The following is a 23247-nucleotide window of genomic DNA, read 5'->3' as shown; positions in this document are numbered from 1 at the left end:
CGAGTCTGCACGCGCGCGCCGCGCCATCCTCCTGAATTCGAATGACCGTGCCGGCATCTGATGCCGGGGCCTGACTGGCGGGGCATTTCTGTCCCGGCCTGATCACAAAAATAAAGTAGTCATGGACGGTAGCCTCCGATGCTCGATAACACTTCCTTGCGTGGGACGAATCCCGCGCAGCCCGACGTTTCCTCCTCGAAACCGTTCGATGCAGATCTGTGCGTACACGGTCTGTTTGAAGCGCAGGTGCTGCGCAACCCCGAGGCGATTGCCGCGCGCTGGCAGCAGGAGGCGCTCAGTTATCGTGAACTGAACACCCGCGCCAATCGCTTGGCCCATCACCTGCGCAGCCTCGAGGTCGGGCCGGACGTGCGGGTCGGGCTGTGTCTTGAGCGTTCGCTGGAGATGTTGGTCGGCGTACTCGCGGTGCTCAAGGCTGGCGGCGCCTATGTGCCGCTGGACCCGGCCTACCCGCAGGCGCGGCTGGCGCACATGCTGGCTGACAGTGCACCGCCGGTGGTGCTGACTCACGGCCAGGCGCGCGATGTTTTGCGGGCGGCGCTCGAACAGTCGGCGACTGCACCGACTGTGCTGGATCTGGCCGACGCCAGTGATTGGGCTTCGCTCCCGGCAGACAACCTCGATCCTCAGGCGATCGGCCTGACACCCCGGCATCTGGCTTACGTGATCTACACCTCCGGCTCCACCGGCACCCCGAAAGGCGTGATGGTCGAGCATCGCGGACTGGTCGCCGTGAGCGCCGACTGGGCGCAGCTCTATGGATTGGGCGAGTCGATCAACCACCTGCAGATGGCTGGTTTTTCCTTCGACGTGTTCAGCGCCGACCTGATCCGGGCGCTGGGTTTTGGCGGCACGATGGTGCTCTGCCCACGAGACACCCTGATGGACCCGCCGGCCCTGTATCGCCTGATGCGCGAGGCGCAGATTGGCTTTGCCGACTTCGTGCCGGCGCTGCTCAATCCTTTGCTGGCGTGGGTCGAAGAGACTGGTCACGATCTGTCGTTCCTGCGCACCATGGTCTGCGGCTCGGACATCTGGACTGCCCACAGCGCGCAGCAATTGCGCAGGCTCTGCGGTGAGCAGGTGCAGATCGTCCAGGCCTATGGCGTGACCGAAGCGAGCATCGACAGCACCTGTTTCGAGTTCACCGACAGCAGCCAGATCGACGCGGTGCTGCCCATCGGCCGGGCACTGCCCAACACCCGGATTTACCTGCTCGACGCTGACGGCGCACCAGTTGACGAGGGTGTCGCGGGCGAGTTGTACATCGGCGGCGTCGGCGTGGCGCGCGGTTATCTGAACCTGCCACAACTGACCGCCGAGCGTTTCATCGACAGCCCGTTCGTGGCAGGCGAACGCCTTTACCGCACCGGGGATATGGCGCGGTATCGGGCCGACGGCCAACTGGAATTCCTCGGCCGCAACGACTCCCAGGCCAAGTTGCGCGGCCTGCGTCTGGAACTGGGTGAAATCGAAACCCGGCTGGCGGACATCCCGGGCGTGCGTGAAAGCGTGGTGCTGTTGCGTCAGGACAGTCCCGGTGAACCTCGACTGGTCGCCTACTACTGCGACAAATCTGACACGAATTTGAGCCCGCGTTCACTGCGTGAACAGCTGCAAGTCAGCCTGCCGGACTACATGGTGCCGACCGCCTTCGTGCGTCTCGACGCGTTGCCGCTGACCGCCAATGGCAAGGTTGATCGGCCAAATCTGCCGGCGCCGGACGTCGAGGCGTTTGATCAGCAGGAATATCAGGCACCCCAAGGCTCGCTGGAAACCGCAATCGCCGCGATCTGGGCCGATGTGCTCGGCGTCGAGCGGGTCGGGCGCCAGGATCAGTTCTTCGCCCTCGGCGGTCACTCGCTGCTGGTGATGCGCGTGCTGGCGCAGGTTCGCCATACGCTGGGGCTGGAAGTCGCGCCTTCGACGCTGTTTGCCGCGCCGGTTCTGGCGGAGTTCGCCGAACGGCTGCAAGCCAGTCAGGCTGCGGCTCGCCCGGCCATCACGGCCCTTGAACGCTCGGGCGCGCAAACGTTGTCGTCTGCTCAGCAGCGCCTGTGGTTTCTGGCGCAAATGGAGGGTGGCAACGCGGCGTATCACATGCCGCTGAACCTGCGTTTGCGCGGTTCGCTGGACGTGCCGGCACTCGAACGCAGCTTCAATCAACTGGTGGCGCGCCACGCTGCGCTGCGCACGACGTTCATCGCCGTTGAAGGGGAAGGGCGTCAACTGGTTTCGCCGCTGGCGCACAGCGTCCGGCTGACGGTGACTGAAGTGCAGGGGCACGATGCGCAGGCGCGTCTGAGCCGCTTGATCGACGAGGAGGGCGCCCGGCCGTTCGACCTGAGCCGGGGCCCGCTGATGCGGGTCAGCCTGCTGCGGCTGGCGGCGGATGACCATGTGTTGCTGCTGACCCAGCATCACATCATCTCCGACGGCTGGTCGATGGGCGTGCTCACCCGCGAGCTGGGTCAGCTGTACGCGGCGGCTTTGCTGGATCGCGACGATCCGCTGCCGCCCTTGCCGGTTCAGTACGTGGATTACGCCGTGTGGCAAAAGCAGTGGCTGACCGGCGAAGTGCTGGAGCAGCAGAGCCGTTACTGGCGCGAAACCCTGACGGGCGCGCCGGTATTGCTGGAATTGCCGACCGATCACAAGCGTCCGCCCGTGCAGGATTACCTCGGCGGCTTCGTCCCGCTGGTCTTCGACGCCGCCCTGACCGCACGCCTGAAAGCCTTGGGCATGCAGCAAGGCACCACGCTGTTCATGAATCTGCTGGCTGGTTTTTCGCTGCTGTTGTCGCGCCTGTCGGGGCAGAGCGATGTGGTGATCGGCGTGCCATCGGCCAACCGTCCGCAGCAGGAACTGGAAGGGCTGATCGGATTCTTCGTCAACACCCTCGCGCTGCGCATGACTCAGTCCGGAACGCCGTCAGTGGCGCAATGGCTGCAACAGGCACGGCGGGTCGCGCTGGAGGCTCAGGAGCATCAGGACCTGCCGTTCGAGCAAGTGGTGGAATTGCTCAATCCGCCGCGCAGTCTGGCCCACAGTCCGCTGTTCCAGGTGCTGTTTGCCTGGGAGCAGGATCAGGATTCCGATCTGCTGCTGACCGGGCTGGATGTCACGCCGGTCGAGAGCAGCCATCACGTGGCAAAGTTCGATCTGCAACTGGCGCTCAGTGAGCGCGACGGGCAGATCGTCGGCGGTCTGGAATATGCCTCGGGCCTGTTCGAGCGCAGCACTGTCGAGCAGTTCGGCGAGTACCTGCGTCGGGTGCTGACGCAGATGGTCGAGGACAGCCAACAGTCGCTGGCGAAGATCAAGCTGCTGAGCGCCGAGCAACACCAGCAGATCGTTCATGACTGGAACTGCACCGCGCGCGATACCGCGTCGTTGCCCGGTTGCGTGGTGCGTTTCGAAAACCTTGCCCGGCAAACGCCCGATGCCGTGGCGCTGCTCGCTGACCGTGAGCAACTGAGTTACGGCGAACTGAACCGTGCCGCCAACCGCCTCGCGCATTACCTGATCGAACAAGGCGTCGGCCCCGAGCATCGCGTCGGCCTGTGCCTGGAGCGCTCGCCGCACATGGTCATCGGCCTGCTGGCGATCCTCAAGGCCGGCGCGGCGTATGTACCGTTCGACCCGGCTTACCCGAGCGAACGTCTGGCGTTCATGTTCAGCGATGCCGCGCCGACCTTGCTGTTGACGCAATCAAGCCTGATGGCCGGGCTGCCGGCCAACGAGGCGAAAATCTGCTGCCTGGACACCGACGCAGCGCAATGGGCGCAACACCCGACTGATGATCCGCACGTCACGGTGAGCCCGGAAAACCTCGGCTACGTGCTCTACACCTCCGGCTCCACCGGACGCCCGAAAGGCGTGGCCCACAGCCGCCGCGCGCTGGACAACCTGATTGCTTGGCAGCTCGATCAAGCCACTGCACCACAGCGCGTGCTGCAATTCGCCTCGCTGAACTTCGACGTCTCGTTCCAGGAAATCTGCAGCACGCTCTGCCAGGGCGGCAGCCTGTTGCTGATGACCGAGGACAGCCGCAAGGACCTCGCCGCGCTGCGCCCGACGCTGGTGGCCGAAGGCGTGCAGCGGGCGTTCCTGCCGTTCGCCGTGTTGCAGCAACTCGCCGGCCTGACCGAGGCCGATGCACCGATGCCGGTCGGTGGGTGCGAGATCATCACCGCCGGTGAAGCCCTGCAAATCAATGACGAGCTGCGCGGTTTTGTCCGTGGGCTCGGTGGTGTGCAACTGCACAACCAGTACGGGCCGACCGAAACCCATGTGGTCAGCCAGTTCAGCCTTGACTGCAACGAGGCCGAATTTTGGCCGGACGCGCCGCCCATCGGTCGTCCCATCGCCAATGCGCGGCTCTACGTGCTGGACGAGCATCTGAATCCGGTCCCGGTTGGCGTGGCGGGCGAGTTGTACATCGCCGGCGCCTGCCTGGCTCGTGGCTATCTGAACCGCCCGGACCTGACCGCCGAACGCTTCCTGCCGGACCCGTTCAGTGCCGAACCGGGCGCGCGGATGTACCGCAGCGGCGACCTCGCGAAATTCCAGTCCGACGGCAACGTGCAGTACCTGGGGCGCATCGACCAACAGGTGAAACTGCGCGGCTTCCGCATCGAACTCGGTGAGATCGACAGCTTGTTGCATCAACAACCCGGCGTACAGGAAGCCGCTGTGTTGCTGCGTGAAGACGTGGCCGGAGACAAGCGTCTGGTGGCCTACGTGGTCGGCACCGCGACCAGTGAATTCCTGCGTGCCGAACTGCAACGCCAGTTGCCCGAACACATGATCCCGAGCGCCTGGGTCCGGCTCTCGCAATTGCCGCTGACCCGCAACGGCAAGCTCGACCGCCAAGCGCTGCCGGCACCAGAACGCAGTGCCGGAGCGACTTACGAGGCGCCGCGAAACAACATTGAACGGCAAATGGCCGAGATCTGGGCCGAAGTGCTCAAGTGCGAGCGGGTCGGCATCCACGACAACTTCTTCGACCTTGGCGGCCACTCGCTGCTGGCGACGCGGATGATCTACGCGATCAACCAGCGAATGGGCGCGCAACTGTCCCTGAGCAGCCTGTTCCAGACCCCGGTGTTGCTGGATCTGGCGGCGCAGGTTTCGCGTGATGAGCAGAGCATCGAACCGGCGTTCATCCAGATCGAGCCGGATCGCGCTAATCGACATGAACCGTTCCCTCTGACCGATATCCAGCAAGCCTACTGGTTCGGTCGCGAGGCCACGGTCAGCCTCGGTGGCGTCAGTGCTCACGGCTACGAAGAGCTGCGTATTCCCGGGTTCGACGCCGAACGTTTCGAACAAGCCTTGAATCGCATGATCCAGCGCCACGACATGCTGCGCGTGGTGTTCCTCAGCGACGGCACGCAACAGGTGCTGGCGCAGGTGCCGACCTATCGCATGCCCCGCAGCGATCTGCGCGGTTTACCCGCCGACGTGGCGCAACGCACCCTTGAAACGACCCGCGAACGCCAGTCGCATCAGGTGCTGGACGCCAGTCACTGGCCGCTGTTCGAGTTCAGCCTGTCGTTGCTCGATGACGGCATCACCCATTTGCATATCAGCCTCGACGCGCTGATCGTCGACGCCGCGAGCACGCAGATTCTGGCGCGCGAACTGATGGCGTTCTACGTCGATCCGACGCTGGAGCTGGCTGAGCCGGGCCTGACCTTCCGCGACTATGTGCTGGCTGAACAGCAACTGCGCAACGGCCGCCGCTACGAACAGGCGCTGGGTTACTGGCGCGAACGTGTGACCACTCTTGCCCCGGCACCGGACCTGCCGCTGGTGCGTCAACCCGAAAGCATCGCCAACCCGCACTTCACCCGCCGCGACCGCGACATGTCGGCGGCGCAGTGGACGCAGCTCAAATCCGTCGCCAAACAGTTTGCGGTGACGCCGTCGGTGATGCTCCTGACGGCCTTCAGCGAAGTGCTGGCGCTGTGGAGCCGCACGCCGCGTTTCACCCTGAGCCTGCCGCTGTTCAACCGCATGCCGCTGCACCCCGATGTAGACGAAATCATCGGCGATTTCACCTCGCTGGTGCTGTTGGAAGTCGCCATCGACGGAACACAAACCTTTACCGACAAGGCCCGCGCGGTGCAGGCGCAACTGTGGCGCGACATCGACCATTCGGTGGTCAGCGGCGTGCGGGTGCTGCGCGAATTGTCCCAGGCCCGGGGCGTGCAGCAGACGGCGATGCCGATCGTGTTCAACAGCACGCTGTCGGAAGCGGCGCCGGAGTTGGCCGAGTTCAACCTCGCCGACGCGTTGAACGCCCGGCACATGCACAGCATCACCCAGACCCCGCAAGTGTGGCTCGACCACACGTTGCTGGAGCTGGAAGGGCGCCTGCTGTTCAACTGGGACAGCATCGACGAACTGTTCCCGCAAGGCATGATCGAGCAGATGTTCGTCGCCTATAACAGGCTGCTCGACAGCCTGTGCGAACCGGCAGCCTGGGGCGCGAACACGCCAAAGCTGTTGCCGCAGGCGCGTTTGCCGGCACCGGTTGACCATCAGCAAACGCTGCCGTTGATGCACGAACTGTTCGAACGTCAGGCCCTCGCCACACCGGATGCATTGGCGGTGATCGGCACGCGACAGCTGACGTACGCTCAGCTTCGCTTTGAGGCCCGGCAACTCGGCGCCCGACTGCAAGCGCAGGGTGTGCTGCCGAACCGGTTGGTCGCGGTGGTGATGGAGCGCGGCTGGGAGCAAGTAGTCGCAACACTGGCGATTCTGTATGCCGGCGGCGCTTACCTGCCGATCGAACCGACTCAACCGGCGGAAAGGCTGCGGCATATTCTGGAGCGGGCCGAGGCGAATCTGGCCCTGACCCAACCGGCACTGCTCGACAGGATCGAATGGCCGGCGCAGGTCACAGCCATCGCCGTGACCGATGATGTCTCGAACGATGTCTTGCCACTGCAACCGGTGCAGGTGAACGAAAGCGACCTCGCTTACGTGATCTACACCTCCGGCTCCACCGGTCAGCCGAAAGGTGTGGTGATCGACCATCGCGGTGTGGTCAACACCTTGCTCGACATCAACCGGCGCTTTGCCGTCGGCCCGAGCGACCGCGTATTGGCGATCTCGTCGCTGAGCTTCGACCTGTCGGTCTATGACTTCTTCGGCACGTTGGCGGTGGGCGCGGCGGTGGTCATCCTCGACCCGCAACTGACCCTCGATCCGGCGCACTGGCTCGAATTGATCAAGCGCCATCACGTCAGCCTGTGGAACTCGGTGCCGGCGCTGCTCGGCATGCTGGTCGAGTACGTGGAGGGCGAGGGCGGCGCGTTGCCTGCCAGCCTGCGGGTGGCGATGCTGTCCGGCGACTGGATTCCCCTGACCTTGCCTGAGCGGGCCTGGGCTTTGCAGCCGAAGCTGCAGCTGATCAGCCTGGGCGGCGCCACCGAGGCGTCGATCTGGTCGATCTATTATCCGGTGAAGCACGTCGATCCGGCCTGGCGCAGCATTCCCTACGGCAAGGCCCTCGATCATCAGCGCTTCTACGTGCTGGATGAAGCGCTGCAAGTGCGCCCGACCTGGGTCGCGGGGCAGCTGTACATCGGCGGCATTGGTCTGGCGAAAGGTTACTGGCGCGATGAAAAACTCAGCGCGGGCAGTTTCTTCAATCATCCACTGACCGGCGAACGGCTGTATCGCACCGGCGACCTCGGGCGTTTGCTGCCGGACGGCAACATCGAATTCCTCGGTCGCGAAGACAATCAGGTCAAGGTCCAGGGTTATCGCATCGAGCTGGGCGAAATCGAAGCCGCGCTCAATCGCCATCCCGGCGTGCAGAGCGCGGTGGTGCGGATTCTTGGCAGCACGCTGGGCGAGAAGCGTCTGGCGGGTTATGTGCTCAAGGCCGATCCGGCGTTGCAGGCCAGCGATTTCAGCGCGTACCTGAGCGACAAACTGCCGGCCTACATGATTCCGGCGTCGTTCACGTTCGTCGAGGCCTGGCCGTTGTCGTCCAACGGCAAGGTCGACAAGAAACGCCTGCCGGAGCCGGAGCAAATCGAGGAGCAAGGTCCGGCGCTGGAAGTCGAGGGCCCGCAGGAACAGCGGCTGGTGGAGATCGTGCAGGACGTGCTCAAGCGCGAATCCATCGCCGCCAACGCCAACCTGCTGAACCTCGGCGCAACGTCGATCGATATCGTCAGGATCAGCAACGCCTTGTCCGGCGCCTTGCAGTTCCGCCCGCACGTGGCGCAACTGCTGGCCCAGCCGACGTTGCTGCACCTGCTCGGCATGTATCGCCAGAACCGGGCGCGTCAGGATTTGCTCGGCAACGTGCAGCAGGCTCCGGAGCTCGCGCAAAACATCATCGAAGATCCGCAGCAGCGAGCGCAGTTCAAAGCCGAACAGCGTGGGCGCCGCGACTTCGCTCAAGCCTTGCCGGCAGTGGCACTGGATCTGCCGCAAGCCCCGGCCTTCGCCCGGCGTCTGAGCGATTACCGCTCAGTGCGTCAATACGATCTGCAACCGATCGCCACCCAGGCCTTCGCCCATGTACTGGCGGCGCTGGCCCAAGGTCAACTCGACGGCGAAGTGAAATACCAGTTCCCGTCGGCGGGCGGGCTGTACCCGATTCAAGCGTACCTCTACATCAAAGCGGATCGCGTGCTCGGCGTCCCCGGCGGCGCGTATTACTACGATCCTCGCCAGCATCGTTTGCTGGCGCTCCAGAGCGGATTGCTCGACCCGGACACCTACGACTATTTCGTCAACCGCCCGGTGTACGAGAACGCCGCGTTCTCGCTGTTCTTCATCGCCGACATGGCCGCGATCCGCCCGCTGTATGGCGAGCGCAGCCGTGATTTCTGCCACATCGAAAGCGGCGCCATGGCCCAGTTGCTGAGCATGACTGCCGTCGAACACGGCCTGGGTCTGTGCGGCATCGGCTCGGTCGAGGAGCAGCAACTGACAGCGCTGTTCGACCTCGGGCCAAGCCATGAATTGATCTACTCGATGATCGGCGGGCTGCGCACGGCCGATGAACAGCACCGCGCGCCGGTCGAGGCGTTTGCCATCGAGCCTGTGACCGCAAGCCTGGACGACGAAGACATGGAGGAGTTCGAAGTATGAATGCCGATCAATTGCTGGCGTTGTTCGCTCGCCATGGCGTGGTGCTCGAAGTGGACGGTGACAGGCTGCGCTGCAAGGCGCCGCGCGGGTTTCTCACCGAAGAACTGACCCAGGCGCTCAAGACTCACAAACAGGAACTGATTGCCTTGCTCGGCGGGCACGATGACGCGGTGATTCCCCACCGCGCCGGCGCGCACGCGTCCTGGCCGTTGTCGTTCTCGCAACGGCAACTGTGGTTTCTCGATCAACTGGAACCCGGCAACCCGTTCTACAACGTGCCCACCGCTGTGACGCTCAAAGGGCGGCTGGACGTAGCGCAGCTGGAACGGGCGCTGAACCAACTGGTTGCCCGCCACGAAGTCCTGCGCACGACGTTTGGCAGCGTGGACGGTGAACCCCGTCAGGTGGTGCATCCGTCGATGCCGCTGTCGTTGCCGGTGACGGATCTGCGCCAGTTGTCTGCCGACGAGCGTGAGCAGCAAGTGCGATTCGCCGTCGAACAGGACGCCCGGGCGCCGTTCGATCTGGCCACCGGGCCGTTGCTGCGAGCGTCGTTGCTGCGCGTGGCAGACGACGAATACCTGTGGCTGTACAGCGTGCATCACATCATCGCCGACGGTTGGTCGATGGGCGTGATCCTGCACGAAGTCGCCACGCTGTACGGCGATTATCTGCGTGGTGAAACCCCGACGCTTGCGCCGTTGCCGGTGCAATACGCCGACTACGCCTGCTGGCAGCAACAGCGCGTCGGCGGTGCGGTGCTGGACGCTCAGCTCGATTACTGGCGGCGCACCCTGGACGACGCGCCGCTGTTGTCGACCTTGCCCGCCGACCGGCCGCGTCCGCTGGTGCAGCGTTATGTCGGCGCCACGTTCAGTTCCTCGGTCGATGGCGGCATCTTGCGCGAACTCACGGCGCTGGCCCGGCAAACCCAGGGCACGCTGTTCAACGTGCTGCTCGGTGCTTTGGCGGTGCTGCTGTGGCGCCACAGCGGTCAGCAGGATCTGTGCATCGGCACGCCGTTCGCCAACCGCAATCGCCCTGAAGTCGAGCCGCTGATCGGTCATTTCGTCAACACGCTGGTGCTGCGTCAGCGCCTGAATCCGCAGCAGACCTTCGCGGAGCTGTTGCGCGAAGTGCGGGGGCAGATGCTCGACGTCCACGCCCACCAGGACGTGCCGTTCGACCGCGTGGTCGAAGCCGTCAACCCGCAGCGCGATCCCGGCCATTCGCCGTTATTCCAGGTGATTCTGGTGTTGCAGAACACACCGGGCAACGCGGTGCAGATGCCCGATCTGGAACTGGCGCCGTACTGCACCAGCAGTGCCACGGCCAAGTTCGACCTGGCGTTCGAATGGGTCAAGCGGGCAGGGCGGCTGGACTTGCTGGTGGAATACAACACCGACCTCTACGACGTCGCGACCATCCAACGCCTGAGCGGGCACTACCGCCACTTGCTCGAACAGATCGCCGCTGATGCCAAGCAACCGATCAATGCCTTGCCGTTGATGAACGAGGCTGAGCGTCAGCAGGTGCTGGTGGACTTCAACCGTGCCGCACCACTGACGCAAGCGGCGCCCTGCGTGCATCAACTGGTCGAAGCGCAGGCCGCGAGCAACCCTCAGGCCTGCGCAGTGGTCTTCGAGGACGAATCCCTGAGTTACGCCGAACTCAATGCCCGGGCCAACCGACTGGCGCGGTATTTGCGCACCTTGGGCGTCGGCCCGGATGTGCGCGTGGCGGTGTGCATCGAGCGTTCGCTGGAGTTGCCGGTGGCGCTGCTGGCGGTGCTCAAGGCCGGTGGCGCCTACGTGCCGCTGGATCCGGATTATCCGTTGGGACGCCTGAGCCATATGCTCGGCGACAGCAAGCCGGCGGTGCTGCTGACCCTCGGTTCGGCGCACGGAGTCTTGCGTCAGGCCGTGCAAGGGTCGAACTGGGAAGCGCCGATCCTCGACCTCGAAAAGGACGTCGCGAGCTGGTCGTCGTTGTCTGCCGACAATCTCGATCCACGCAATGTCGGTGTCACCCCTGATCATCTCGCCTACGTGATCTACACCTCCGGCACCACCGGTTTGCCCAAGGGCGCGATGGTCGCTCACCGTGGCTTGAGCAACCTGCTGCTGTGGTGTTTGCAGGTCTGCGGCGAAGCGGGGGCGATGCTGCACAAGATTCCGTTCGGCTTCGACGCCTCGGCCTGGGAGACTTTCTGGCCGCTCGCAACCGGCGGGCGGCTGGTGATCGCACGGCCCGGCGGGCATTACGAACCGGCGTATCTGGCCCGCGAGGTGCGCGAGCAGCAGGTCACGGCACTGGTGTTCGTGCCGGCGATGTTGCAGCTGTTTCTGGAGGTCGACGAGGTCAGCCAGTGTACGTCGCTGACCGATGTATTCAGCGGCGGCGGTGAACTGCCGCCGGCCCTGGCCCGGCGCTTTCAGGAACGTCTGCCCCATGCGCGGTTGCACAACGTTTATGGCCCGACCGAAACCACGGTGATCAACAGCATCTGGACCCTGGAACCCTGCGCCGAAGTACCGGCCCGGCAATTGCCGATTGGCCGGCCGATTTCCAACAACCGTTTTTACGTGCTCGATGACCGCGATGAACCGGTGCCGGTGGGCGTGACCGGGCATCTGCACATTGGCGGCGTGGGCGTGGCCCGGGGTTATCTGGGGCTGGCGCAGCTGAGTGCCGAGCGCTTTATCGATAATCCATTTGTGGCAGGTGATCGGCTCTACCGCAGCGGCGATCTGGCGCGTTATCGCCCGGACGGTCAGCTGGAGTTTCTGGGTCGCAACGACTTCCAGGTCAAGTTGCGCGGTGTGCGCCTGGAGCTGGGCGAGATCGAAGCCCGGCTCGAAGCGTTTCCCGGTATCCGCAGCGCCGTGGTGTTGATGGTCGGCGAAGTGGCGCAGGATCAGCGGCTGGTGGCTTGTTGCGTGGTGGCAGAGCCCGTGGACGAAGCAGCGGTGCACGCCCATCTGGCGACGACACTGCCCAGAGCGGTGATCCCCGGCAGCTATCTGTGGCTCGACGCGCTGCCGCTGACCGCCAACGGCAAGGTTGATCGCGCCTCGCTGACGGCATTGGCGGACGAAGAAATGGTCAACCGTCAGGTCAACCTGAGCAGCCCGCGCGATCACATCGAACTGGCGCTGTACCAGATCTGGAAAAGCCTGTTGCTGGCGCCGCAGATCGGCATTCGCGACAACTTCTTCAATGTCGGCGGCACCTCGATCGCCGCGATCAAGATGGCCCACGAAATCAGCCAGCAGTTTGCAGTCGAAGTGCCGGTGCGCGTGGTGCTCAGCTACCCGACCATCGAGGCGCTGGGCGGCTGGCTGCGGGTCGGGGCCAACCCGGCGCTTGCGCAGAGCAACCTGATCGAATTCCGTCGCGGCAGCGGCCAGCACAACGTGGTGTGCATTCATCCGGCGGGCGGCACGGCGTTCTGTTACCTGTCGCTGGCCAAGGTGCTGCCGGATCAAACCGGCGTGTACGGGGTGCAATCGCCGGGGCTGAATCCGGGGGAGAGCACCGAGCCGACGGTCGAAGCGATGGCCGATGCGTACCTGCGCCAGATCGAACCGCTGACACAGCAACCGCTGATCCTCACCGGGCTGTCGTTCGGTGGCCTCGTGGCCTATGAAATGGCGCGGCGGTTGACGGCGGTGGGGCATCGCCAGGTGACGGTGGTGTTGCTCGACACCCAGGGCAGCGACGATCCGGGTTTCCGCGAGCAGATCGGTACCGTGGACATGGCCGAGTTCCGCGACAAGCTGGTGCGTTTCAACGGCATGTATCCCGGCATCGAAGACGCCCAGGTCGAACGCTACTTCAACATCTACAACCACAACCGGCTGGCCATGGCCGCCTATGCGTGCGCGCCGCGCGCCGGTCGCGTGGTGCTGATTCAGGCGCGGGAAGACTTCAGCCGCCATCAATTGCATGAACTGCGCGGCTTCTGGCGTCGCCGCGCAGGCCACGGCTATCTGGCGAAACTGGTCAGCGGCGGGCACTGGGACATGCTCGAAAGCGCGGAAATCCATCGGGTCTCGCAAATCATCCGTCGGGAGCTGCAACGCTTCGACGCGCAGGAGGCGAAATGATGAGTGCGTCCAAAGACATGCCGTTGCTTGCGCGTTTTGCCGAGCAAGTGCGGCGTAATCCGCAAGCCCCGGCGGTGATTGATCAGTCGGTCACGCTGACTTACGCCGAACTGGCCAGCGCCAGCGAACGCATTGCCCGAGGGTTGCTGGCGCGCGGTGTCGAACCCGGCCAGTCGCTGGCGTTGTGCATGCCGCGTTGCTGGCAATGGTTGGCGGCGATTCTCGGCGCGTTGAAGGTCGGTGCAGTGGTGGTGCCGCTGGATCGAGCGAGCCCGCGCAAGCGTCGGGAGTTGATGCTGGCGGATGCGGCGTGTGTCGGCCTGATTACCCTGGATGAAGAACCGCTGTGGTCAGCGTCGTTGTGGCAAACCAGCGTCGAGGCCTTGCTCGATCAGCCGGACGCTCCGCCGCAAACATTGGCCGAAGACTTCGCCGAGGTGATGTTTCTGTTCTACACCTCGGGCACCACCGGCACCCCGAAAGCGGTCGAGGTTGGCGAACGCGGCTTGCTGCGGCTGGCGCACAGCGACGGCTATATCGAGATTTGCCCGACGGACCGGTTTGCCTGCCTGTCCAACCCGGCGTTCGATGCGTGCAGTTTCGAGCTGTGGGCGCCGCTGCTCAACGGCGGCTGCTGCGTGATGATCGCCGATGAGGACGTGCTGGATGCGCGACGTCTGGCCGAAGTGCTGGAGCGAACGCAGGTCGACAATCTGTTCATGACGGTGTCGCTGTTCAACACGTTGATTGCCGAGTGGCCGTCGTGTTTTTCCAGCGTGCGGCAGGTGCTGATCGGCGGTGAGCAGATCAGCGCTGCCGCCGTACGCGGATGGTATCGGACCAATCCTGAGAGCCGCTGCCGGATTTTCAACGTCTATGGCCCCACCGAGTGCACCACGTTTGCCTTGTGCTGGCCGATCAGCCGCGACTTTGCCGGTGACTCGGCGCCGATTGGCCGACCGTTGCCGGATACCGGCGTGTTGGTGCTGGATGAGCAGCAACGTCCGGTGCCGGCGGGCGAGGTGGGCGAGCTGTATTTGAGTGGCAGCGGTGTTGCCCGTGGCTATCGCAACCGGCCCGAAGAAACCGCCCGTCAGTTTGTTCGTTTGCCCGACCTCGACGGTGGTGCGCAGGTGCATTACCGCACCGGAGACCTGGTGCGGCGCAATGCCGAAGGCTTGATCGAGTACCTGGGGCGGGTCGACCGGCAAGTGAAGATTCGCGGCTTCCGGATCGAGCCGGGGGAGGTGGAGCAACGGATCCTGGAGCATCCGGGCGTGGCGCAGGTGTACGTCTGCACCCGGCGTCAGGCGGCTGAAGATCATCAGTTGCTGGCGTTCATCGTGCCTCGCGGGGATCTGGACTATCACGCCTTCGAAAACCATCTGCGGGCACAACTGGCGCCGTATATGCGGCCGCATCAGTTGTTCCTGCTGGAGCGCCTGCCGCTGACGGCCAATGGCAAAATCGACCGTGATGGCTTGCTGGCCCAAGGGCTGAGTCCGTGGCACCCAGTCCTGGCAGCTACGGATAACGAAAGCGTTTCACCGGCGCTGGACTGGTTACTGAGCCAGGCCCGTTCGCTGCTCGGTCAACCGGCCGTGAATGCGCAGGATGACTGGTTGGCCAGCGGCGGCGATTCGCTCAAGGCCATGCGCCTGCGTTCGGCGATCCGTGTCCGCTGGCAGCGCGAGATCGCGATCGACACGTTGCTCAACGAGTCGTTCTTGTCGTTGGCCGCACAACTGACCGGTGAAACGAACCGCGAGTCGATCTACCCACCTGCGCCTCCGATCAGCAGCGCCAAACGTCTGCCGGCCACCGCAGAGCAGCGCCGTTTGTGGCTGTTGCAACAACGCTCGCCGACCTCGACTGCCTACAGCGTGCCGCTGATTCTGCACCTGGCGGCGGGTGTCGAAATCGCGGCACTGGCCGAGGCCGTGGGGCGACTGGTGCAGCGTCATCCTGGATTGCGCACGGCTTTTGCGCCCGGTAGCGATGGACTCGATCAAGTAATCGCCGAGCAGGGGCCGACCTGTCGCACCTTCGCAGTCGGGCATTTCACCGAGGACAACTGGCATGCCTTCGCAGAACTGGTGTTCACCGCGCCGTTCGACCTGACTACGCCCAACCTGTTTCAGGCCTGGCTGTTGCCGTTCGCCGATGGCAGCTGCCGGCTGTTGCTGAACCTGCATCACATCATCGTCGATGGCTGGTCGGTGAACCTGTTGTTCGACGACCTGAATCAGCTCTACACCGATGTCCTGCAAGGCCACGACAGCCCGCATCCCGCTGCCCGATTGACGACGCTGGAGTTTGGCCAGTGGCAGCGCCAGTGGAGCGTTGATCCGCATTATCGCGACCAGCGACGTGCCCTGGCCGAGTTGCATCGGCGTCATGAAGAGCCATCGCCTGCATTGATGCCAATGCGCGAAATCAGCCCGGACGCGCGGTTGCACCGAGAACTCTTGGGCACCCTGAGGAGCGCTGCCCTCGAACGTTTTTGCACCCAACAACGGCTGACCCGTTTCGAAGTGCTGTTCAGTGTCTTCGCCTGGAGCCTGTACGCCCTGACCGGGTGCGAGCGGCCACGGATCGCCAGCCCGGTGTCCAACCGGCCGCTGGCGGAGTTCGAAGACACCGTCGGCATGTTTGCCAACACCGTGCTGATTCCCACTGCCGTGGAAAACGCATTGACCCTGAATGAGCAGTTGCGCAAACAGACCGCCACCGTGCGCGAAGTGCTGGCGTTGCAGGACGTGGCGCTGGCGGATCTGGTGGAAGACCTGCGGCTGTCGTCTAACCCTTTGCTGTTCGATTTCATGTTTGTGCTGGAGAACACCGATTACGCGGCGCTGACCGATTCCAGCCTGCGCGCCACGCTGGAATTCAACGAGCAGTTGCATGCGAAGTGCCCGTTGACGTTGTTGATGGTGGGCAGCGGTTCGCAGCTGGAATGCTGGTGGGAATATCAGTGCAGCTATTTCGATGCCGAACAGATGCAGGCGGTTAACGCACTGTTCCGCCGAGGCTTGGACCTGTTGCTGGAAAGCCCGGCGGCCAAGCTCGACGATTTGCTCGGCCCGTATCGACGCAACCTGCCACCGGCCAGCGAGGGCCCTCAGATCGCGCTGCCGTTCAACACATTGGCGGATGGGTTCGAGCATCAAGTGCATTGCACACCTGAGGCGGTTGCGCTGGTTCAAGGGCAGCACCGCCTCAGCTACAGCGAACTGAATGCGCTGGCCAATACTCTGGCAGCCACCCTGATCGAGCGTCATCCCTTGCCGGTCGGTAACGCGCCGCTGCATGTCGTGCTGTTCCTCGATGCCTCGGTAGAACACATCGTCGCCTTGCTGGCGCTGGCCAAACTAAACCTGACCGCTGTGCCGCTGGATCCCGCCTATCCGGTGGCGATCCAGCGTCAGGTGCTGGAACAGGCGCAACCTCTGTGTGTGCTGTTCAGCGACACGACGGCGGCCGCACTCGACGACCTGAACGCCGGACGATTCACCACGCATCGGGTCGATCTGCACGCCGATGCCGGATCGTTCGAACTTACACGCCACGCCGGCGAACGGCCGCTGTACACCCTGTTCACCTCCGGATCGACCGGCACGCCCAAAGGTGTGCAAGTGTCCGAGCGCACCCTGTGCAACCTGCTGCAATGGCAGCGCACCGAAGGGCAGTTGCCGGCGAAAGCGGTGACCCTGCAGTTCTCGATGCTATCGTTCGATGTGTCGTTTCAGGAAATTTTCAGCACCCTGTGCGGCGGCGGCTGTTATCACCTGATCACACCGCGCTGGCGTCAGGATGCCGAGGCGTTGCTGGATTACATGGTCGAGGCGCGGATCGAGCGCCTGTTCCTGCCGTACGTGGCCTTGCAGCATCTGGCGCAAACCGCCGTGGCGAGGGGCATTTACCCGTCGGCGTTGCGTGAGGTAATCACGGCCGGCGAGCAATTGCTCTGCACCGACGCGCTGCGCAACTGGTTCGGCGGCATGCCGCACGCGTCGCTGTTCAACCACTACGGTCCGACCGAAACCCACGTGGTCAGTGCCTTGCGCCTGCCGCCCGTGGCGCGGGACTGGCCGTTGCGCGCGCCGATCGGCCATGCCGTCGGCAATGCGCGGTTGCTGCTGGTCGATGAACACGACCGCCCGGTGCCGATCGGCAGTCGCGGCTATCTGCTGGTCGCTGGGCCGATGGTTGCCCGTTGCTATCTGGCTGATCCTGCGCTGAACGCCGCGCGGTTTGTCGAGCTGGCAGACGGCTGTTTGTACTACCGCACCGGCGATCTGGCCTGGGCCGATGCCCGGGGCTGCCTGCATTACCTAGGACGTGACGATCAGCAGATCAAACTCAGCGGCCATCGTCTGGAACTGGGGCAGATAGAGGCGGCGCTGATGCAGGTGCCGGAAGTGGTCAACGCGGTGGTCGCCGTTCAGGCCGATCCGCCACGGCTGATCGCCTGGCTGCAACTCGATGGCCAACCTGCAACGTCGCAAGCGCTGGATCGTCAGGTCGTGCGATTGCTGCCGGCCCATGTGCGAATCGATGAATACCGACGGATCCACCGCTGGCCACGGACCCCCAGTGGCAAGATCGACCGCAAGGCTTTGCCGAATCTGGGCGAGGCGTTGGAGCGGCGCAGCACGCCACAACCGGTTGTTCAATTGAGTGCGCTGGAGCGGCAACTGAGCGAATTGTTCCAGGCCGTGATCGGCCGTGACATCGAGCCGGAGCAGACCTTCTTCGAGGCCGGCGCCACCAGCCTCGGCTTGATGCGTTTGCATGGCCGTTACGCCGAAGAGCTGCCGCACAAGGTGACGATGGCCGATCTGTTTGAACACGTCACGGTGCGGCGTCTGGCGGCGCATCTGTCCACCGCGCCGGTGGCAGCGGCGGAGCGGGTACGGCAGACCGATGCGGGTCATCAACCGATGGCGATCATCGGCATGTCGGTCAATGTGGCCGGGGCGCAGAACCTGTCCGAGTTCTGGGCGATGGTGCAAGGCAACGAGCTCGGCATCGAGCATTTTGCTGCTGAAGAAGGCCTGGTCGGTGCCCGCAGTCAGTTGGCGGGCATGCTCGATTTTGATCCCGAGTACTTCGGCATCAGCCGCCAGGAAGCGCGGCTGATGGACCCGCAACAGCGGCATTTGTTGATGGCGTGCGTGCAGGCCCTGCAACACGCGGCCATCGTCCCGTCGGCGGACGGCCCGCGCATTGGCCTGATCGCCAGTTGCGGCGAAACCACCTACTTCCAGCAGATGCTGCGCGAAACTGCCGAAGGCGATCTGCCGGATGGCTTCCAGCTGGCGCTGCACCACGACAAGGATTTTCTGGCGACCAAAGCCGCGTATCACCTGGACCTCAACGGCCCGGCCCTCAGCGTGCAGGCCGCTTGCGGCAGTTCGCTGATCGCCGTGCACCTGGCCAGTTCGATGCTGCGTCAGGGCGACAGTGACGTGATGCTCGCAGCCGGGGTGCTGATCGACCCGACCCTGACCGAGGGTTACCGGCATCGCTCGCAGCACATCTTCTCCGCCGATGGTTTGTGCCGTCCGTTCAGCGATGATGCCAGCGGCACCCTCGGCGCCAGTGGTTACGGCGTGGTGGTGCTCAAACCGTTGGCCAAGGCGCGGGCCGATGGTGACCGGATCTATGCGTTGGTCGAGGGCTCGGCGTTGAACAACGATGGCCGGGCCAAGATGAGTTACACCGCACCGTCGGTGGCCGGGCAGAGCGCGGTCATCCGCGATGCCCTGAGTCGGGCCGGGTTGACCGGTGCCGACATCGGCTACATCGAGGCCCACGGCACCGGCACTTTGTTGGGCGATCCGATTGAGGTCGCGGCGTTGACCAAGGCTTTCGGTGACGCACCGGCCGGCCATTGCGCGCTGGCTTCAGTGAAAAGCCAGATCGGTCATCTGGGCGCGGCGGCGGGGGTGGTCGGGCTGATTCGTGCCAGTCTTGCGGTGTTCCATGGCGTGCTGCCGCCGAACCTCGGTTTTGGCCGGATCAACCCGCAGATCGATCTGGAGCATTCGCCGTTCTATGTGCCGACCACCTCGCGGCCATGGCCGGAAGGTCGGCGGCGACTGGCCGGTGTCAGCAGTTTCGGGATTGGAGGGACCAATGCGCATGTCATCGTCGGCGCTGCGCCCATGGCGCAGGAAAGTATCGAGGAAACGTTGCCGTTGCTGATGATCTCGGCCCACAGTCGAGCGGAGTTGCTGCGCGATATCGTGGCGATTCGTGAATACCTGCAAACCAATCCTGAGCAGCACACCGCGTTGCTGCGGCACTTGCAGTCAGGTCGCCGGCAACTGCGCTGGCGCTTCGGGATGGTCTGCCTGCCGAGTGACGACATTCCGTTGCAGCCAACAGCGATCAAAGAGGTCACGGTCTCAAGTGCGCAGTTGATCTCGCGTGATCAATCGCCGCAGGAACTGCTGGACGCCTGGTACGAAGGCGCGAATATCCAATGGCCGCAGCGCTCGGCACCGCCGCCCTGGGATCTGCCGCCGTCGTCGTTCGATCTTCAGCCGTATCGTTTCCAGACTCTCGTGGCTAACCAACCTGACGCGACAGCCCTTGAGCGACAACCGCTGACGGACTGGTTTCACCAACGTCAGTGGCTGCGCACCCGGCGCCTGAGCGCGACAGCGACGGTCGGATCCCGTGAGGTGCTGATTCTGTGCAGCCATGTGGCGCCGGAATCGACATTGCTGACGAGCTTGAACGCTGTGTACCGACGCGTGATTCAAGTGCGCACCGGCAACGGTTTCAAGCGCTTGAGCCCGGACCGTTTCGAGCTCGATCCGCTGGACACCGAAGCCCTGAACCGGTTGCTCGCCGAGGTCGCAGAACCTGAACTCGGCGAACTCGACTGGCTGCACGCCTTGCCGCTGGCGGTGTCGGGCGCGGTCAACGAGCAATCGCTGGATCTGGCGCAGTGGGCCTGTCTGGACACGGTCAGCGCATTGATGCAGGCCTGGGGGCAAACCCCGCGCACGACACGGCTGCGGCTCTGGTTGATGTCATGGCAGGCATGTCCGGTGGACGGCGAAGTGCGACGTCCCGAGCTGGCAGCGCTGGCCGGCATCACCGAAGTGGTGCCGCAGGAATACCCGGTGCGTTGCCACTGGCTGGATTTGCCGTCGTCGCGCCTCGAAGCGCAGGCCGGCGAGTTGGCAGCGTTGCTTGCCGATCCGGTTTCATTGCCTCGGCGAATGGCGATGCGCGACGGTTACCTCTGGCAGCCTCGCTTGCTGCCTCAGCCACTGCGCGGACCGGCAACGACGTCTCTTTTACCGGAAGATGGAACGTTCCTAGTGCTGGGCGGCAGCGGCGGCATCGGCCGAACCCTGTGCGAACACCTGCTACAGGCACCCGCGCGCCGTGTGGTGCTGATCTCGCGCCAAGGGCAGTTACCTGAGTCACTGGCGGCGTACGCGTCGCGGATCGAGTGCATTCAAGCAGACATCGCCGACCTATCGCGCTGGCCGCAGGTCCTCGATCAACTGGCCGTACGCTACGGTCGCCTGAGCGGGGTGATTCATGCGGCGGGCGTCGGTGCGGGCAGCCTGATTCGCCACCGCGATGCCCGGCAAATGGCCGATGCCATGGCTGCCAAGACTCGCGGCATGCTGGCGGTCGAAGCCTTGATCGAGCACCTGACGCCGGGTTTTGTCCTGTACTGCTCGTCGATGTCGGCACTGTTCGGCGGCGCGGGGCATGTGGATTACGCGGCGGCCAGCGGGGTGCTCGACGGCTTCACCCACTATCGCCCGAACCCGGCTGACACTTGCCTGCGCCTCGGAATCAACTGGGACATCTGGCGCGACATCGGCATGGCCACCACCAGCAACGGCGCAGACGCCGCGCATCTGGAGCATCTGACGGTGGGGTTGTCGGCCGAAGAGGGCTGTCGGGTGTTCGATCTGGCGATGGCGACGCAGTTGCCGCAGCTGCTGATTTCCACCACTGGCATCGACACGGCACGGCGGTTTTATCCGGTTCGCCATGGTGCTGTGGCCGCGCCGGTCGAGGCGCCGAAGGGCGTGGATCTGTCGGCGCGTTTGCGTGAGTGCCTGTGCAAGTGGCTCGGTGTGGCCGAGCTGGAAGATGACGATTCGCTGTACGACCTGGGCGCGGACTCGCTGACGCTGCTCGACCTGATCGACGAACTGCAAGCGGCCACCGGTGAGGTGTTCCAGCTGTCGCAATTCAGCCACAAGGTCAGCCTGAACGAGGTGCTGGGGCTGGTCTCGACCGCCACGGTTGAAGAGGCGGCCGGCGTAACACTGCACGGCTGGCACGACGCAGTACGGATCGATCAATGGCATGCCGGTGCCGGCCGCGACTGGCTGTACCTGATCCACCCGGTGGGCGGCGATGTTCAGGCCTATCGGGAACTGGTTTCGGCGCTGCCGGCGGAACTGGGCGTGTGCGTGATCGCGGATCCGGCGTTGCGCCTGCCGCAGTTGCCGAACATCAGCGTGGAGGAGCGTGCACGCTGGTATCTGGAGGCGATCAAAACCCACCTTCCGCACGGCTGCGCCTGGCGGCTGGCAGGCTGGTCCTTCGGCGCATGGGTGGCGCAGGCGCTGTGTCATCAGGCCCAGGCTGACGGATTCAGACAACCGTTATTGTACCTGATCGACCCGCCCGCGCCGGATGCGGGTGCGGAACTGGCCGGGATCGACGAACAGACCATCGAACAGGTGTTCCAGCGTGAGTTTGCCCAACGCTGGCCGGAGGTCGAAGGGCAGGGCTTGGCCGAAGAGCGTCAGGCGTATCTGCAACGGCTGACGGTGTGCTGCCGCAACAACATGACCAGCATGATCGACTTCCAGCCTCCGGCGCTGGCGACCACAGCGGTGCGGCTGTTCATCGCCGGGCACGCCAATCCTTATGGGCTGGGGAACGACTGGAGTCCGGATGACCTGCAACGCAACTGGCAAGCCTTGCTGCCGCAGTTGCGCAGCTGGCAAACCCTGGACACCGATCACTACGGCATCGTGGCGGGCCGCTGGGCGCGGTTGCTGGCCGAAGTCATCGGTACGGATGAGCCTTCGCCATGAGTGAACCAATCTCGATGCCGCGATGGTGGCTGACCTTGACCAAGGTGTTGTGCGAAGCCGAACCGGACGAGCCCTTGCGTCTGCGCTTGAGCCGACTCCACGGGCAGGTGCCGTTTCAGCTGTTTCATCTCTGGCAGGCCGACGTGGTCATGCCGATGCTCGGCGAATCCTTGCCGGAGCATCAGCAGTCGCTGTTCGCGTTGCAAAGCCTGCACCAGCGTGCCGCGCTCGGCGTGATCGGGCGTCAGGGCGAATGGCGGGCCGCGCTCAAACCGGTGTTGCTGGCGCTGTATCGCAAGGCATACGCCTATGACGCGGCGTACGCCAAGGCCCACGCCAGTGCGATGACCTACGGCCTCGCACCGGCCAACACCGCGATGATTGCCGAGCACTTCGGCGATGCCGAGGCGTTCGCCGAGTACTACGCGCAACTGAATACCGAGGCCGCCGCCAACGCGTTTGCCCAGGCCCATGCCAGCGCCAACGCCGAAGTGTCGGCCCGGGCCTTCACGGACGAAGACGCAGACACCTGCGCGCAGATTTGCGGGGCATCCGTGCGGGTTTACGTCGGGGCTTGCGCTTCGAGCGACGAACAGCGGCATGCCGCACTCAACCATCTCGCCGCCGGGCTCGACCGAAGCCTGGCCACGCTGCAATCCCGTTCAACAGGAGAACGACATGAATGACGCACAACTGCAATTCGATGTGGTGATCAACGCTCAGGGTCAGTATTCCCTGTGGCCGGCGGGCAAGCCGATGGCCAGCGGCTGGAGCGAGGCGGGGATGCGCGGCGAGCGTCAGGTCTGTCTGGATTACATCAACGAGCACTGGATCGACATGCGCCCGCGTTCGCTGCGCGAGCAGTCATCGGTGTCGTTCCAATAAAAAAGGTGAGGGAA

The 23247-nt window shown here is 64.2% G+C and carries 5 protein-coding genes; all 5 read left to right on the top strand.

Annotation, left to right across the window (positions count from 1 at the left end; translation table 11 throughout):
* Positions 1-138: 138 nt before the first annotated feature.
* The 5 genes from CAF90_RS06265 to CAF90_RS06245 are packed head-to-tail and all read left to right on the top strand — an operon-like array spanning position 139 to position 23233.
* On the top strand, positions 139-9147 hold the full coding sequence (locus tag CAF90_RS06265; protein WP_085604986.1) for a non-ribosomal peptide synthetase: 9009 nt from the start codon (positions 139-141) through the stop codon (positions 9145-9147).
* Entirely contained in the window at positions 9144-13256 is a 4113-nt protein-coding gene (locus tag CAF90_RS06260; protein WP_085604983.1) for a non-ribosomal peptide synthetase, read from the top strand. The genes CAF90_RS06265 and CAF90_RS06260 overlap by 4 nt, the downstream gene beginning before the upstream one ends.
* The gene (locus CAF90_RS06255) at positions 13256-22348 is read left to right on the top strand and encodes an amino acid adenylation domain-containing protein (RefSeq protein WP_371915870.1); all 9093 of its coding nucleotides are present in this window, start codon (positions 13256-13258) and stop codon (positions 22346-22348) included. Before CAF90_RS06260 ends, CAF90_RS06255 begins: the two co-directional genes overlap by 1 nt.
* The gene (locus tag CAF90_RS06250) at positions 22345-23034 is read left to right on the top strand and encodes a hypothetical protein (RefSeq protein ID WP_085604977.1); all 690 of its coding nucleotides are present in this window, start codon (positions 22345-22347) and stop codon (positions 23032-23034) included. Before CAF90_RS06255 ends, CAF90_RS06250 begins: the two co-directional genes overlap by 4 nt.
* Positions 23027-23233 carry an MbtH family NRPS accessory protein gene (locus CAF90_RS06245; protein WP_011333696.1) on the top strand — a complete coding sequence of 69 codons (207 nt, stop codon included), beginning with the start codon at positions 23027-23029 and terminating at the stop codon, positions 23231-23233. Before CAF90_RS06250 ends, CAF90_RS06245 begins: the two co-directional genes overlap by 8 nt.
* Positions 23234-23247: the final 14 nt, after the last annotated feature.

Origin of the sequence: Pseudomonas sp. B37(2017), assembly GCF_002112885.1 — a bacterium.
In the GTDB taxonomy this organism is placed as follows: Bacteria; Pseudomonadota; Gammaproteobacteria; order Pseudomonadales; family Pseudomonadaceae; genus Aquipseudomonas; species Aquipseudomonas paraglycinae.
The sequence above is the reverse complement of the archived record's forward strand: the minus strand, read 5'-3'. Positions and strand labels throughout refer to the sequence as shown.

Coding starts and splice junctions, on each gene's coding strand:
- CAF90_RS06265 (WP_085604986.1), top strand. CDS start 139: ATGCTCGATAACACTTCCTTGCGTGGGACGAATCCCGCGCAGCCCGAC.
- CAF90_RS06260 (WP_085604983.1), top strand. CDS start 9,144: ATGAATGCCGATCAATTGCTGGCGTTGTTCGCTCGCCATGGCGTGGTG.
- CAF90_RS06255 (WP_371915870.1), top strand. CDS start 13,256: ATGAGTGCGTCCAAAGACATGCCGTTGCTTGCGCGTTTTGCCGAGCAA.
- CAF90_RS06250 (WP_085604977.1), top strand. CDS start 22,345: ATGAGTGAACCAATCTCGATGCCGCGATGGTGGCTGACCTTGACCAAG.
- CAF90_RS06245 (WP_011333696.1), top strand. CDS start 23,027: ATGAATGACGCACAACTGCAATTCGATGTGGTGATCAACGCTCAGGGT.